At 74.5% G+C, this 12,875-nt stretch carries 16 protein-coding genes; 5 read left to right on the forward strand and 11 right to left on the reverse strand.

Annotation, left to right across the window (positions count from 1 at the left end; translation table 11 throughout):
* The 4 genes from ACF1ED_RS35000 to ACF1ED_RS35015 form a co-directional block, all read left to right on the forward strand.
* Positions 1-245 (forward strand): adenosylhomocysteinase (locus ACF1ED_RS35000; RefSeq protein ID WP_391767390.1); only part of this gene is annotated, 245 nt, incomplete at its 5' end.
* Positions 245-910: a maleylpyruvate isomerase family mycothiol-dependent enzyme gene (locus ACF1ED_RS35005; RefSeq protein WP_391767391.1), complete on the forward strand. Its 666-nt coding sequence runs from the start codon at positions 245-247 to the stop codon at positions 908-910. The genes ACF1ED_RS35000 and ACF1ED_RS35005, both read left to right, overlap by 1 nt.
* A gap of 81 nt (positions 911-991) precedes the next feature.
* On the forward strand, positions 992-1,300 hold the full coding sequence (locus tag ACF1ED_RS35010; protein WP_391767392.1) for a DUF2087 domain-containing protein: 309 nt from the start codon (positions 992-994) through the stop codon (positions 1,298-1,300).
* The gene (locus ACF1ED_RS35015; protein WP_391767393.1) at positions 1,297-1,908 is read left to right on the forward strand and encodes a LysE family transporter; all 612 of its coding nucleotides are present in this window, start codon (positions 1,297-1,299) and stop codon (positions 1,906-1,908) included. The genes ACF1ED_RS35010 and ACF1ED_RS35015 overlap by 4 nt, the downstream gene beginning before the upstream one ends.
* 7 nt (positions 1,909-1,915) lie before the next feature.
* Here the strand turns inward: ACF1ED_RS35015 and ACF1ED_RS35020 are convergent, their stop codons facing one another.
* The 11 genes from ACF1ED_RS35020 to ACF1ED_RS35070 form a co-directional block, all read right to left on the reverse strand.
* Positions 1,916-3,049, reverse strand: a complete 1,134-nt coding sequence (locus ACF1ED_RS35020; RefSeq protein WP_391767394.1) for an FAD-dependent monooxygenase — start codon at positions 3,047-3,049, stop codon at positions 1,916-1,918.
* 61 nt (positions 3,050-3,110) lie between these two features.
* A complete protein-coding gene (locus tag ACF1ED_RS35025) occupies positions 3,111-3,677 on the reverse strand; it encodes an ATP/GTP-binding protein (protein WP_391767395.1) in 567 nt (188 codons plus the stop codon).
* Between the two features lie 5 nt (positions 3,678-3,682).
* The gene (locus ACF1ED_RS35030) at positions 3,683-4,096 is read right to left on the reverse strand and encodes a DUF742 domain-containing protein (RefSeq protein ID WP_391767396.1); all 414 of its coding nucleotides are present in this window, start codon (positions 4,094-4,096) and stop codon (positions 3,683-3,685) included.
* Positions 4,093-4,533, reverse strand: coding sequence for a roadblock/LC7 domain-containing protein (locus tag ACF1ED_RS35035; protein WP_351851890.1), 441 nt, complete (start codon positions 4,531-4,533; stop codon positions 4,093-4,095). The genes ACF1ED_RS35030 and ACF1ED_RS35035 overlap by 4 nt, the downstream gene beginning before the upstream one ends.
* Positions 4,530-7,238: a nitrate- and nitrite sensing domain-containing protein gene (locus ACF1ED_RS35040; RefSeq protein ID WP_391767397.1), complete on the reverse strand. Its 2,709-nt coding sequence runs from the start codon at positions 7,236-7,238 to the stop codon at positions 4,530-4,532. The genes ACF1ED_RS35035 and ACF1ED_RS35040 overlap by 4 nt, the downstream gene beginning before the upstream one ends.
* 204 nt (positions 7,239-7,442) lie before the next feature.
* Positions 7,443-8,114 carry a TetR/AcrR family transcriptional regulator gene (locus ACF1ED_RS35045; RefSeq protein WP_391767398.1) on the reverse strand — a complete coding sequence of 224 codons (672 nt, stop codon included), beginning with the start codon at positions 8,112-8,114 and terminating at the stop codon, positions 7,443-7,445.
* Positions 8,115-8,211: 97 nt separating this feature from the next.
* Positions 8,212-8,715 carry a cupin domain-containing protein gene (locus tag ACF1ED_RS35050; protein WP_391767399.1) on the reverse strand — a complete coding sequence of 168 codons (504 nt, stop codon included), beginning with the start codon at positions 8,713-8,715 and terminating at the stop codon, positions 8,212-8,214.
* 43 nt (positions 8,716-8,758) lie between these two features.
* On the reverse strand, positions 8,759-9,991 hold the full coding sequence (locus ACF1ED_RS35055; RefSeq protein WP_391767400.1) for an MFS transporter: 1,233 nt from the start codon (positions 9,989-9,991) through the stop codon (positions 8,759-8,761).
* A gap of 73 nt (positions 9,992-10,064) precedes the next feature.
* Positions 10,065-10,280: a hypothetical protein gene (locus tag ACF1ED_RS35060; protein WP_391767401.1), complete on the reverse strand. Its 216-nt coding sequence runs from the start codon at positions 10,278-10,280 to the stop codon at positions 10,065-10,067.
* Between the two features lie 23 nt (positions 10,281-10,303).
* Positions 10,304-10,468: a hypothetical protein gene (locus ACF1ED_RS35065; protein ID WP_391767402.1), complete on the reverse strand. Its 165-nt coding sequence runs from the start codon at positions 10,466-10,468 to the stop codon at positions 10,304-10,306.
* A 64-nt stretch (positions 10,469-10,532) separates the two neighbouring features.
* Positions 10,533-11,762 (reverse strand): serine hydrolase domain-containing protein, encoded by a 1,230-nt coding sequence (locus ACF1ED_RS35070; RefSeq protein WP_391767403.1) that lies wholly within the window; start codon positions 11,760-11,762, stop codon positions 10,533-10,535.
* Positions 11,763-12,252: 490 nt separating this feature from the next.
* Here ACF1ED_RS35070 and ACF1ED_RS35075 point away from each other — a divergent pair, with 490 nt between their 5' ends.
* Positions 12,253-12,867 carry a histidine phosphatase family protein gene (locus ACF1ED_RS35075; protein WP_391767404.1) on the forward strand — a complete coding sequence of 205 codons (615 nt, stop codon included), beginning with the start codon at positions 12,253-12,255 and terminating at the stop codon, positions 12,865-12,867.
* Positions 12,868-12,875 lie beyond the last annotated feature (8 nt).

The following is a 12,875-nucleotide window of genomic DNA, read 5'->3' on the forward strand; positions in this document are numbered from 1 at the left end:
GCCACCCGTCCTTCGTGATGTCGAACTCCTTCGCGGACCAGACGCTGGCCCAGATCGAGCTGTTCACGAAGCCGGAGCAGTACCCGACCGACGTCCACACGCTCCCCAAGCACCTCGACGAGAAGGTCGCCCGCCTCCACCTCGACGCCCTCGGCGTGCGCCTCACCACCCTCACCGCCGACCAGGCCGCCTACCTCGGCGTCCCCGTCGACGGCCCGTACAAGCCCGACCACTACCGCTACTGATGTGCACGGACGGCACCCGCGACCCCTGGCTCCCCGACCGGCTCCTGCGGACGGAACGGGACCTGCTGATGCCGCTGCTGCGCCGCACCCCCGAGGAGGCGTACGAGCTGCGCACCGCCTGCCCCGGCTGGACCGCGCGCCAGGTCCTCGCGCACTGCGGCGCGGCGCTGGTCCGGATCGTGGAGGACCGCCTCGAAGAGGGCGTCTTCCTCCCCGAGGCCAACGCCCGCGACGTGGCCGAACGCGAGGACTGGCCGCTCGGCCGGGTCCTCGACGAACTGGAACGCGGACTCACCGAGGCGGGCCCGGTGATCGCCGGGCACGAGGACGGACGGCTCGACGCGGTCGCCCTCGGGGAGTGGGTGCACGCCGGGGACGTCCGGGAGGCCTTCGGCGAACCCGGCGCCTACTGCGGCGAAGCCCTCTCCCTCGCCCTCCCCCTGCTCTCCGTCACCAGCCGGAGACGGGAGACCCCGCGGCTGGTCGGCCGGCTCGCCGGCCACCCGGGGGAGGTGGCCCTCGGCAACGAGATCGAGGGCCGCCCGCCCGCCGTCTTCGTCGGCGACGCCGCCACCCTCATCCGCATCTACGCGGGCCGCCCCCTGGTCCGCACCCGCTACGCCCTCACCGGCGCGACCGAGGAGGAACTGCTGATCTACCGCTGAGCCGTGACGTCCTCACGAGCGCCGGCAGGCCGGGACGAAAACCCTTTGCGGGCGCGGGGGCCGGGCGACGACCCTTCCCCCATGAGCCATCCTTCCCCGCGCCCCGTCGCGGACCTGTTCTCCGCCGAGGGACGCCTCCTCGCGATCCCGCGCCGGCCGGCGCGCCGCGAGGCGCTCCTCGCGCACCTCGCCGAGACCCTCTTCGACCTCGGCCGCGTCTACCGCGAGACCGAGGTCAACGAAGCGCTGAAGACCGTCCACGAGGACTACCCGGCCCTGCGCCGCCACCTCGTCGTCGGCGGCCACCTGGCCCGGACGAAGGACGGCGCGGCCTACCACCGACAGCGCACGGCCCCGGCCCCCGGAGGCGCGGCCCCCGCCGTCGCGTGACCTCCGCGGCGGTGGCCGGCCTGCTGGCCGGCTACGGCATCGCGATCCCGGTGGGCGCCGTCGGCGCGCACCTGGTGGCGGTCGCCGCCCGCAGCCCGTGGCGCACGGGAGCGGGCGCGGCGCTCGGCATCGCGGCGGCGGACGGGGCGTACGCCCTGCTCGCGGTCGCCGCAGGGGCCGCCCTGGTCCCGCTCCTCGCGCCGGTGGCGACGCCCCTGCGCTGGGCGTCCGCCCTCGTCCTGCTGGCCCTCGCGGCGGCCTCGGCCCGTACGGCGCTCCGCGCGCACCGCGCCGGAACCCCGCCGGAGGAGCGGCCGGTGACCGCCCCGCACCGCGCCTTCTGGACCTTCCTCGGCATCACGGTCCTCAACCCGATGACGGTCCTCTACTTCACGGCCCTCGTCCTCGGCGGCCACGCCACGAGCGGCCGGGCCGAGGCGGCCGTCTTCGTCACCGCGGCCTTCGCCGCCTCGGCGAGCTGGCAACTCCTCCTGGCCGCCACCGGCACCCTCCTGGGCCACACCCTGACGGGCCCCCGCGCCCGACTCCTCACGGGCCTGGCGTCGAGCGCCCTGATCGCGGTCCTGGCGGTGGGGCTGGTGGTGTGAGAACCGCCTAGTAGGGCTGGGCCAGCACGTGCGCGGCGCCCGGGATGCCGGTCTTCAGGAGCTCGTCCTCCTCGGGGGTCGTCGGCGTGCCCGTCTCCTGCTTGAGGACCGCGCGGGACAGCGCCTGCACCCACAGGGCGCGGGGGCGGCGGCGGGCCTCCCAGGCGGCGAGGGCGGCGGGCACGGTCTCCTCGTCGCGCAGCGAGTCGGCGAGGACGAGGGCGTCCTCGACGGCCATCGCCGCGCCCTGGGCGAGGTGCGGGGTGGAGGCGTGGGCGGCGTCGCCGGCGAGGACGACCCGGCCGACGTGCCACGGGTCCTCGACGGTCACCTGCGAGATGCGGGTGTAGACGACGGACGCCGGGTCGGTGACGGAGGCGAGCGCCTCGGCGACCGGGCCGGAGAACATCGCGAGCCGCTTGGCGAGCTCCTCGTGGGCGGTGTCGGCGCCCGGCCGGAAGTCCTCGTCCTCGGGGAACACCGCGCCCAGGTACATGAGTTCGTCGGTGATCGGGGTGAGGAGCGCCTTCGCCTCGGGGCCGGCCATGCACATCACGACGCCGCGCACCCGCGGGAGGCGCGGGACGGTGACCCGCCAGTTGGCGAAGCCGGTGTACTCGGGGGTGTGGCGGTCGCCGTAGAGGCGGGTGCGGAGCGGGGAGCCGATGCCGTCGAAGCCCACGACGAGGTCCCAGCGGCCGGCGGAGCCGTCGGTGAGGGTGACGTCGACGCCGTCGCCGTCGTCGGTGAGGGCGTCGACGGTGGCGCCGTACCGGAGGGTGGCGCCGGCCTCGCGGGCGGCGTCGGTGAGCAGGCCGGCGAGCGCGGGGCGGGGGATGCCGTTGGAGGGCGGGGCGCCGTCCATGCGGGGCTGCGGGATCTCGGCGCGCGGGGTGCCGGCGGGGTCGGCGATGGTGAGGGTCTCCCACTCGAAGCCGGCCGCGAGGCAGGCGTCGAGGAGGCCGGCCTCGCGCATCACGTGCAGCGCGTTGGAGGGCTGGATGATGCCGACGCCGAGCGCTTCCGGCTCCTCGCGGACCTCGACGACCTCCACGGTGTGGCCGCGGCGGGCGAGCAGGGTGGCGAGGGTGAGGCCGCCTATGCCGCCGCCGTGGACGAGGACGCGCAGGGGGGTTGTCATCTCGGGTGCCTCCAGGGGCTGGTGCGTACGGAAGGAGGAGGTGGGGGGAGGGTTCGGGCGGTCAGGCCGGGGCCGGGAGGCTCATCAGGTGGTCGACGAGGGCGAGGAGGGCGTCCTTGCCGAAGGCGCGCTGCCGGACGTCGCCGATGAGCAGCGGCACGTGCGGGTCGAGGTCGAGCGCGGCCCGGATCTCCTCCGCGGTGCGGGTGTTGTGCCCGTGGAAGCAGTTGATGGCGACGACGAAGGGGATCTCGCGGCTCTCGAAGAAGTCGATGGACGCGAAGCTCGTCTCCAGGCGGCGGGTGTCGGCGATGACGACGCCGCCGAGGGCGCCCTGGACCAGGTCGTTCCACATGAACCAGAAGCGTTCCTGGCCGGGGGTGCCGAAGAGGTAGACGACCAGTTCGTCGCTGACGGTGATGCGGCCGAAGTCCAGGGCGACGGTGGTCGTCTCCTTGGCGGCGACGCCGGCGAGGTCGTCCACGCCGACGCTGGCGGTGGTGAGGTACTCCTCGGTGCGCAGCGGGGTGACCTCGCTGACCGAGCCGACGAGGGTGGTCTTTCCGACGCCGAAGCCGCCGGCGACGAGGATCTTGACGGCGGCGGGGGCCGCGGCGGGGCTGGTCATGGGTGTCAGAGTCTCCGGATTCCGTCGCGGACGGCGGCCAGCAGGTCGTGCCGGGCGCCGCCGGCGGCCCGGGCCATCGAGAGCGGGGCCCGGGCGGTGAGCAGGCCGAGGCCCACGAGGTCGCCCAGCAGGATCTTGGCCACCGATACGGGCAGGCCGAGGGCGGCGGCGACCTCCGCGACGGCCATGGGGCGGCGGCAGCGGTCGAGGATCAGCCGGTGCTCGGGCTGGAGCCGCTGGGGGCGGAGCGGCCGGCCGAACTCGTCGAGGGGTTCCTCGACGGTGGTGATCACCGTGATGAGGGTGAAGTCGTCCCGCTCGGGCGCGGTCCGGCCGCGGGTGACGGTGTAGGGGCGGACCATGGTGCCCGCGGCGTCGTCCTCGTAGTCGTCGTGGGCGTCCTCGTAGCCGCTGGTCATCCGCGGGGACCGGGTGCGCTGCCGAAGGCGTCGAACTCGGAGCGGGCGGGCGTGCCGAGCTTCTGGCCGACCTGCTGGACGAGGTTGTGCATGGCGAGCGACATGACCTCCGCGTCGACCTCCTGAGAGGCGACGACGGCGAGGTGGGTGCCCTGGCCGGCGGAGACGATGAAGAGCCACAGCTCGGAGAGCTCGACGATGACCTGGTGCACGGCGCCGCCGTCGAAGAGCTGGCCGACGCCGCGGGCCAGGCTCTGCTGGCCGGTGCAGATCGCGGCGAGGCGCTCGGCGGAGGCCCGGTCGAGGGAGCGGGAGTGGCTCACGACCAGGCCGTCGTCGGAGAGGAGGACGGCGCTGCGGGTCTCGGCCACGGACTCCACCAGTCCGTCGAGCAGCCAGTCCAGCTCCTGATGGGTGGCGGTGGTACGGGTGGTCATGACCAGTCTTCTCTCGTGGAGGGGGCGGGGGAGGGAGCGGGGGAGGGGTCGGTCTGGGCGCGGGCCGCGCGGGACCGGCGCTGGAAGGCGCCGATCGTCGCTCCCGCGCGGCGGGGCGCGGGGCGCAGCAGCGGGTCGGTCCGCCAGTCCGGCGGGGGAGCGGCCGGGGTCCTGGGGGCGCCCGGGTCGACCCGCAGCTCGTCGACGAGGCTCGCCTGCCGCACCCGGCGCGGCAGCGGCGCCGAGTCCGCGTGCGGCGCCGGCGCGGCGGCGGGCGTGACGGGCGTGACGGGCGGGAGGGGCCCGGGGAGCGCGGGGGCGTGCGCGGCGGGGTGCGGCTCGGGCGCGTACGGGGTCGCGTACGGCTCGGGGAAGGGCTCGATCACGGGCGGCGCGGCGTACGGCTCCGGGTGCGCCTCCGCGTACGGCTCCGGGAAGGCGTTCGGGAAGGCCTCCGGGAACGGCTGGCCCTGCGGCTCCGGGTGCGCCTCCGGGAACGGCTGCCCCTGCGGCTCCGCGTACGGCTCCGGGTGCGGGAACGCCGTTTCGGCCGGGCGGGCGTGGTGGCCCGTGACCTCGGCGAGGGCCTGGCCCCGGCCGCGGCTGGGCAGGGCGCCCTCCTCGTACACGTGGCTCACCGGGCCGACGGGGGCGGCCTGTTCGGCCGGGCGGGGCAGCGGGGTGACGCCCTGGGGGACGGCGGGCGCGGTCTCCTCGGGGCCGGCGAGGAGCTCGTGCGGGACGAGGACGACGGCGCGGGTGCCGCCGTAGGCGGAGGAGCGGAACTCGACCCGGAGGCCGTACTGGGCGGCCAGGCGGGAGACGACGTGGAGGCCGAGGCGGATGTCCTCGGTGCGGGCGAGGAGGTCCATCCGGGGCGGACGGGCCATCAGCTCGTTGAGCTCCGCGAGCTGTTCCTCCTCCATGCCGAGGCCCCGGTCCTCGATCTCGACGGCGAGGCCGCGGCTGACGTGGGCGGCCCGGATCTCGACGGGGCTGGGCGGCCGGGAGAAGGAGAGGGCGTTCTCGATCAGCTCGGCGAGGACGTGGGTGACGGGGCCGACGGCGCGCGGCGCGAGCCAGGGGCTGCCGTCGAGGTCGAGCATGACCCGCCGGTAGTCCTGCACCTCGCCCTGGGCGGAGCGCATGACGTCGAGCAGCGGCACGGGCCGGCGCCAGCGGCGGTGCGGGGAGCCGCCGGCGAGGATGACCAGGTTCTCCTCGTACCGGCGCAGGCGCGCGGTGAGGTGGTCGAGGTCGAAGAGGTCCTCCAGCAGCCGGGGGTCCTCGTGCCGGTGCTCCAGGTCGTCGAGCTTCTTCAGCTGCTGGCCGATGAGCTGCTGGGTGCGGCGGGCGATCCGCTGGAGCAGCCGCTCGAAGCCGCGGTGCTGGTCGGACTGGCGGACGGCGGCTTCGAGGGCGCTGGTGCGGGCGAGGTTCAGGGCCTCGCCGAGGCGGGTGAGTTCGTCGTCGGCGTGGTCGTTCTCGTCCTGCCGGACGCGCTGCACCTCGGCCTCGACGTCGATGCGTTCGCCCTGGCCGAGCCGTTCGACGATGTCGGGGAGGCTGCGCTCCAGCGCCTCGGCCTGCTCGCGCAGCAGGTCGATGCGGTGCCGCAGGGTGCGGGTGAGGCGCCAGGTGACGGTGATGACGGCGATGATGGCGAGCAGGCCGATGACGGTGGTGAGCGCCATCCGCAGCAGCAGCGACATCACGCTGCCCTTGCCCTCCTCGACGACGAGGGCGGTGCGGTGCTGGAGCAGGGCCTCGACGCGGTCGTCGAGGGCGTCGACGGAGGCGCGCCAGGTCTTCTCGTCGGCGGTGAGGGGGACGGAGCCGGTGGAGGTGGTCCGGGCGGGGGCGAGGACCGCGTTCTCGGCCGAGGTCTTCGCCTTCCACTCCGGGCTGTCGACGATCGCGTCCCACAGGGCCTTCTCGTCGTCCGGGAGATAGGGCACCACGGAGGAGGTGTAGGTGAGCTGCTGGGCGGAGACGACCTGCCGGAAGTCGGCGAACTCGCGGGCGCTCAGGCTCCTGTCGGCCCAGCCGCGGGCGAGCAGGGCGTCCGACCGGGAGATCATCTCCTTGACCCGGAAGAGGTCGACGAGAGGCTGCGACAGGGTGGTGATGCGCCCGTTGTCGACGTGGCTGAGGGCGGCGAAGAGGTCGAGGTCGACGGAGATCAGGTCGGTGTAGTAGTCGTACACGGCCTGCTGCTGGTCGTCGTCGCCGCTGTCGACGAGGGAGCGCTGGGCGTCGAGCCGGGCGATGGCCGCGCGGGCTCCGGCCACGGCGTCCAGGACCTCCTGGGGGGCGCCGTCCTCGGAGACGTCGGAGAGGGTCTGGAACTGCCGGACGGCCTCGTCGGTCCGCCCCCGCTGCTCCTTGAGCGCGGCGGCGGCGCCGGAGCGGCCGGACAGGACCTCGGCGCTCAGGCGCCGTTCCTCCTGGAGGCTGTAGTAGACGAGGTTGGACGGCTGGCCCGCCTTCTCGGCGAGCAGGCCCTGGCCGGCCTGGCGCTGGAAGTCGAGGAAGACCTGTCCGCTGGTGACGGCCCACAGGGCGATCAGCGCGAGGGCGGGGACGAAGGCGATGACGAGCAGGGTCCGGCCCAGGGAGAGGGAGGACGTTCTGCGGGTCCGCTCGGATATGCGCTTGCGCAGGGCATGCTCCTCGACCGGGAACGGATGTGACCGTTCCAGCACCACACGTACATCGACGCGTGCATATTAGTCACCTCTCGATCACAACTGATCGGGAGGTATGCGGAATAGCCCATTCCTGCATGTCAATTGATGTGCGATCAGACAGAACGCCCTTCCGGGACGCTCCCGGAGGACGGTTCGGGGCCGCCCGGACGGGGGCCACCCGGACGGGGGCCACCCGGGCGGAGGCCGCCCGGACGGGGGTCAGGCGCCGGTGGCGTACCGCGCCAGGAAGAGATCGACTCCCGAGCCGATCACCCGCTCCAGCTCGGCCCCCTCGATCTCCTCCTCCGGGGAGAAGGTCCGCACCAGCTGCGGCACCCCGACCGTCGCCGCGACCAGCTGCTGCACCGCCAGCTTCGGGTCCGGCACGTCGAGGACGCCGCGCGCGGTCAGCTCGGTGAACGCCTCGACCAGCGGCCCGTTGTTCATGTCGTAGCTGACGCGGTACCAGAGCTGCCCCAGCTGCGGGAAGCGGTCTATCTCGCCGATCACGAGCCGACGCAGCGACATGATGTCCGGGCGCAGCAGGATCCGCGCCCAGTCGGTGGTCAGCCGCACCAGCGCCGAGCGCAGGTCGGGAGCGGCGGCGATGGTCGAGTTCTCCGGCTCCAGGTCCGCGTACGTCTTCGGCAGCACGCCGCCGATGACCGCGAGGAACAGCCGCTCCTTGCTGCCGAAGTGCTTGTAGATCGTCGCCTTCGACACCCCGGACCGGGCCGTGATCGCGTCCATCGACGCCGCCGAGTACCCCTCCGCCAGGAACTCCGTCAGCGCGGCGTCGATGATCGCCTGCCGCTTGCGGGAGGCCGCGTCGGCGGGGTCGGGGATGACCGGGATCCCGTACTCGTCGAGGACGTCCTTGCCGGCTGCCATGGGTGCGTCCTCGGAGTAGGGGGGGCGGAGGTCGGGGGGTTCCAGTATATGAACTGAACGGTTTGGTCTGCAAAGAAGTGGTGAAGACCGGTTCCGCTCAGACGAAGAAGCTGTCGTGCTTCACGAGGAACGCGGCCCGCTCCTCGTCGCTGAGCCCGGCCAGCCCGCCGACCTGCTCGAAGTACTCCTCCCGGGGCGCGCCCGGCGCGAACAGCATCAGCATCGACGCCGGTTCTCCGGACTCGTTCCGGAAGGCGTGCAGCCCGCCGACGGGCACGTAGAGGTGGTCGCCGGAGCGGGCGTCCACCCAGCGCTCGCCGTCGAAGAGCCGGACGGTCCCGGAGAGCACGAAGAAGGCCTCGGACATCGCCTTGTGGAAGTGGGTGCTCGGGCCGGCCGACTCGGGGCCCATGTCGACCCGGTAGAGGCCGTACTCGCCCTGGGTGGACAGGGTGGTGGAGAGGTAGTGGTACGCGGCGGGCGCGGCGCCCGTGGCGACGAAGTCCGGCGGGGTGTCGGCGGACCGGTAGCGGGCGCTGACCTCGCCGTGCTCGCCGGTGTAGCGGACGGCGGGGTACGCACGGGGGTCGGGGTACGACATGGGAGGGCTCCTGTCCGGAAGGCGGGTTCGGTGGGGTGACGGGTCAGAGGAGGGCCGCGGCGAGCGCCGGGCCGACGGCGACGCCGGTGAGGAACGCGAGGTTGAACAGTCCGACGGCGGAGTCGCGCAGGGACTCCGGCAGCCCGGCGGCGGACGCGCCGGTGAGCAGCCCCTGGCCGCCGGCCGTGGCGAGCGAGCTGACGGCGGTGCCGAGCAGCACCGGCCAGGCCCAGGGGCCGGCGGCGAGGGCGACGGCGAGCACGGCCCCGGCGGCGAGCACCGCCCGCACCCGCGCCGCCCCCAGCCGGGGGCCCAGCCGCACGAGGCCCCACGAGGCCAGCGCTCCGGCCAGGGCGGCCAGGGCGGCGTACGCCCCGATCGGCACGGGGCCCCAGCCGGTCAGCGCGGCGACGCGGGCGGGACCGGCGTACATGAGCCCGAAGTTCACGGTGGAGAGCGCGAGCATCAGCCCGGCGGCGGCCAGGAAGGGGGCGGAGGCGAGGATCCGCCGGGTCCCTCCGCCGCCGTTCCGCGTCCCTGACGGCTCAGGCACCCGCGTCTCGGTCGTCTCGGTCGCCTTGGTGGCTTCGGTCGCCCCGGTCGCCCCGGTCGCTTCGGGTGCCGGTGCCTGAGGGCCGGTGGGCCGGGTCGCCGCCGCGTCGCGCAGCACCGGTACGAGCGCGGCGAGGCTGAGCAGGGGGAGGACGAGCGCCGCCCGCCAGTCGACGGCCGCCGCCACCGCCGCCCCGCCGAAGAGCCCGGCCGTGCCGCCCGCCGCGCTGCCGATCGCGACGAGCCCGGCGGACCGGCCGCTGCCGTCCCGGCCGGCGAGCTGGAAGGCGGCGACGTTGAACCCCGCCGCCCCGGCCGCCAGCAGGGCCCGCCCGGCGAGGGCGCCGGCGAAGCCGGGCGCGACGGCGACGACCGCCGCCCCGGCGAGGACGAGACCCGCCGCGACGCGCAGCGTCCCGCCGGGCCCCCGGCGCCGCCCGGCGGCGGCGAGCAGCGGCGTACCGGCGGCCATGCCGATCCCGAACACCGTCAGGAGCCAGGCCGCCGCCCCGGCGGACACCCCGAGCGAGGCGGCCGCCTGGGGCACGACGAGCGCGGGCCCGGAGACCCCGGCGGCGGCGGGCGCGGCGAGGGCCGCGAGCAGTAAACCGCGTCTTCGTTCCGCCCCTTCGCCGGTTCGGGGACGGGGACGGGGCTGGAGGCGGGGGCGGGAGCGGAGGCGGAGGCGGGTGCGGTCGGTGGCGAGGGCCGGTGTCGTCGTCATGCGGCGAGAAAACTACACCGTTCGGTTCACTGTCAAGACTGAACTGTTCCGTTGGCAGTCTGAACCGTTCGGTTTAGTTTCGTGGTCGTCGGGTGGACGGAAGCCCCCCGCCCCGCCGGGGGACCAGTGCCGTCACGGCCGCGGCGGTGAGGGCGGTGCCGGCGGCCGTCGCTCCGCAGCGGGACCGCCAGGACAGGGCCGACCGGCGGGACTCCGCCGAGAGGACCGAGCCGATCGACAGGAGCGAGTTCCGGGAGCAGAGGGACCAGCGGGAACCGTCGGCGCTCATGCCCCGCTCGTAGGCACGGGCGCCTATCCGGCGCAGGCCGGCAGGAACTCCAGTCCCTCCGGCGTGCCGAAGCGGATCACGGCGAGATACGCCTCCGGGTACTCGCAGCCGACCTCGGTCCACCGCAGCGCGAAGAACGTCCACACGGCGAACCCCGCGAGGAACCACCAGCCCCAGCCCTTTGACATGTACGGCCCGTACCCGTCGCGCCGCCGGAGGAACCGGTTCCCCGGCGGCGCTTCGCGGGGCGGGTCAGCGGCGCGGGGTGACCGAGCCCGCGTAGACGTTCTTCGGGGTGACGATCCCCGTGACGGCGCGGGCCACCAGGGTGGAGGGCTCCTGACCGCCGCTGAGGGAGTCGGTGTTGAGCATCAGGACGAGGGTGGCCTTCTGGGACGGGAGGTGGACGGTGACCGTCTCGTACCCGGGCAGCGAGCCGTTGTGGCCGATCCAGCCGTTCGTGTTCAGGATGCCGAGGCCGTAGGAGGTGCCGGGGAAGCCGGTCGGGAGGGTCTTGAGGCGCTGCGCCTGGGTGGCGGGGCTGAGGAGTTCACCGGTGGCGACGACCCGGGCCCAGCGGCGCAGGTCCTGGAGGTCCGAGATCATCGCGCCGGCCGCCCACGCCCAGCTCGGGTTCCAGTCCGTCGTGTCGGCGACCGCGCCGCTGAGGGTCTGGTCGGTGTAGCCGTGCGGATGCGGCAGCGGGAACTCCGCGCCCTTCGGGAGGAAGGAGTGGCGCAGCCCGGCCGGACGGACCACCCGCTCGTGCAGCACCCGCGCGAGCGGCCGGCCGGTGACCTTCTCGACGACCAGGCCGAGCAGCACCAGGTTGGAGTTGGAGTACTGGAAGGTCGCGCCCGGCTGGAAGGTGTTGGCGTGCCGGTAGCCGTAAGACAGCAACTCCCACGGGTTGTACGGCCGCTTCGGCTCGCTCAGCAGGTCGTGGAGGAAGCCGGAGTCCGAGGTGTACGGGAACAGGCCGCTGCGCATCCCGGCCAGCTGCCGCAGGGTGATCCGGTGGCCGTTCGGCACCCCGCGGACGTAGTCGTCGATCGGGTCGTCGAGGCCGACCTTCCCCTCGTCGACGAGCTGGAGCAGCGCGGTGACGGTGAACGTCTTCGTCTCGCTGCCGATCCGGATGAAGCCGTCGGGGGACATCGGCTCGCCGGTCCTCTTGTCCGCGACCCCGGTGGCCCGGACGTAGCAGCCCTTCCCCGGCATCCAGACGCCGACGACGAGCCCGGGGATCCCGGCGTCCCGCCGGACCTTCTCGACGGTCGTGTCGAGGCGCGAGGTGAGCGCCGGCGGAAGGGTGCTGCCGCCCCCGTCCGCGCAGCCGCCGTCGTCGTGGCGGTCGGGGCCGGCGAGCGGTACGGGAGCGGGTCCGGGTGCCGCCGAGGCCGGCAGCGCGGCGGGCGTCAGGGCGGCGGCAGCGAGGAGCAGGACGGTGGCGAGGAGCCGGCGGTGGGGGGTGCGTCGCATGAGGGGGCGCCTTCTGGGTGCGGGGCTTCGGGCCTTGGATCCCGGATCCACGATCCCGGATCCACGATCCCGGGCCTTGGATCCCGGACCCCGGATCGTGGATCCCGGGCCCCGGATCGTGGGTCGTAGATGCCGGGTTGTGGGTCGTAGATCCCGGGTTGTGGGTTGTGGGTCGTGGAACCCGGATCGTGGATTGTGGGTCGTGGATCCCGGGTCGTGGATCCGGGATCCGGGATCCGGGATCGTGGATCCCGGGCGTACGGGCGCTGCCAGATCAGCACCAGCACCCGTACCGGCGCCCCGCCCGCCGCCGGGAGCGGGCCCGAGTCCACTCGTTCGGCGCCGCCGACCCCTTACCGCCCACCCCCGGTCGGCCCAGCGCCCGCCCACCGCCGCCCAGCCCGGAACGCTCCCGCCCGGAACGCCCGTGGCCGCCGGCGACCGCAACCACCAGGAACCGTCGACCGTCCTTCCGTGCATGATCGAGAACATGGCGGACCGTTACCTCTACCTCACCCGGCACGGCGAGGCGACGCCCGACGAGAGCGGGCTCACGGACGCGGGGCGGCGGCAGGCGGCGCTGCTCGGCGAACGGCTCCGGGGCGTCCCGCTGGCCGCCGTCCACCACGGGCCGCTCGCCCGCGCCGCCGAGACCGCGCGGCTGGCCGGCGAGCGGCTCGACGGCGTGCCCGTGCGGTCCTGCGAGGCGGCCGGCGACTACGTCCCGTACCAGCCCTCCCGGGAGGAGCTGCCGGCGGAGATCGCCGACTCCATGCTCGGGTTCCTGGAGCAGTTCCCGGCGGAGGAGCGCGAGCGGGGCGCGGAGCTGGCGGCGGAGGCGGTCGCGCGCTTCACCGGACCGGTGCCGGGGGACGAGCCGCGGCACGAGCTGGTCGTCACGCACAACTTCCTCGTCGGCTGGCTGGTGCGGGGGGCGCTGGACGCGCCCGCGTGGCGGTGGATGGGCCTCAACCACGCGAACGCGGCGCTCACGGTGATCCGTTACGCCCCCGGCCGCCCCCCGTCGCTCCTCCTCTTCAACGACACCGGGCACCTCCCGGCCGACCTCCGCTGGACCGGCCTCCCCCCGCACCTCCACGTCTGACCCCGGCC

The sequence above is a fragment of the Streptomyces sp. NPDC014656 genome (genome assembly GCF_043084305.1).
Classification (GTDB): Bacteria; Actinomycetota; Actinomycetes; order Streptomycetales; family Streptomycetaceae; genus Streptomyces.

Excerpts from the sequence above, each read along its gene's own strand:
- ACF1ED_RS35005 (WP_391767391.1), top strand. The coding sequence starts at position 245 with ATGTGCACGGACGGCACCCGCGACCCCTGGCTCCCCGACCGGCTCCTG.
- ACF1ED_RS35010 (WP_391767392.1), top strand. The coding sequence starts at position 992 with ATGAGCCATCCTTCCCCGCGCCCCGTCGCGGACCTGTTCTCCGCCGAG.
- ACF1ED_RS35020 (WP_391767394.1), bottom strand. The coding sequence starts at position 3,049 with ATGACAACCCCCCTGCGCGTCCTCGTCCACGGCGGCGGCATAGGCGGC.
- ACF1ED_RS35025 (WP_391767395.1), bottom strand. The coding sequence starts at position 3,677 with ATGACCAGCCCCGCCGCGGCCCCCGCCGCCGTCAAGATCCTCGTCGCC.
- ACF1ED_RS35030 (WP_391767396.1), bottom strand. The coding sequence starts at position 4,096 with ATGACCAGCGGCTACGAGGACGCCCACGACGACTACGAGGACGACGCC.
- ACF1ED_RS35035 (WP_351851890.1), bottom strand. The coding sequence starts at position 4,533 with ATGACCACCCGTACCACCGCCACCCATCAGGAGCTGGACTGGCTGCTC.
- ACF1ED_RS35045 (WP_391767398.1), bottom strand. The coding sequence starts at position 8,114 with ATGGCAGCCGGCAAGGACGTCCTCGACGAGTACGGGATCCCGGTCATC.
- ACF1ED_RS35050 (WP_391767399.1), bottom strand. The coding sequence starts at position 8,715 with ATGTCGTACCCCGACCCCCGTGCGTACCCCGCCGTCCGCTACACCGGC.
- ACF1ED_RS35055 (WP_391767400.1), bottom strand. The coding sequence starts at position 9,991 with ATGACGACGACACCGGCCCTCGCCACCGACCGCACCCGCCTCCGCCTC.
- ACF1ED_RS35060 (WP_391767401.1), bottom strand. The coding sequence starts at position 10,280 with ATGAGCGCCGACGGTTCCCGCTGGTCCCTCTGCTCCCGGAACTCGCTC.
- ACF1ED_RS35065 (WP_391767402.1), bottom strand. The coding sequence starts at position 10,468 with ATGTCAAAGGGCTGGGGCTGGTGGTTCCTCGCGGGGTTCGCCGTGTGG.
- ACF1ED_RS35070 (WP_391767403.1), bottom strand. The coding sequence starts at position 11,762 with ATGCGACGCACCCCCCACCGCCGGCTCCTCGCCACCGTCCTGCTCCTC.
- ACF1ED_RS35075 (WP_391767404.1), top strand. The coding sequence starts at position 12,253 with ATGGCGGACCGTTACCTCTACCTCACCCGGCACGGCGAGGCGACGCCC.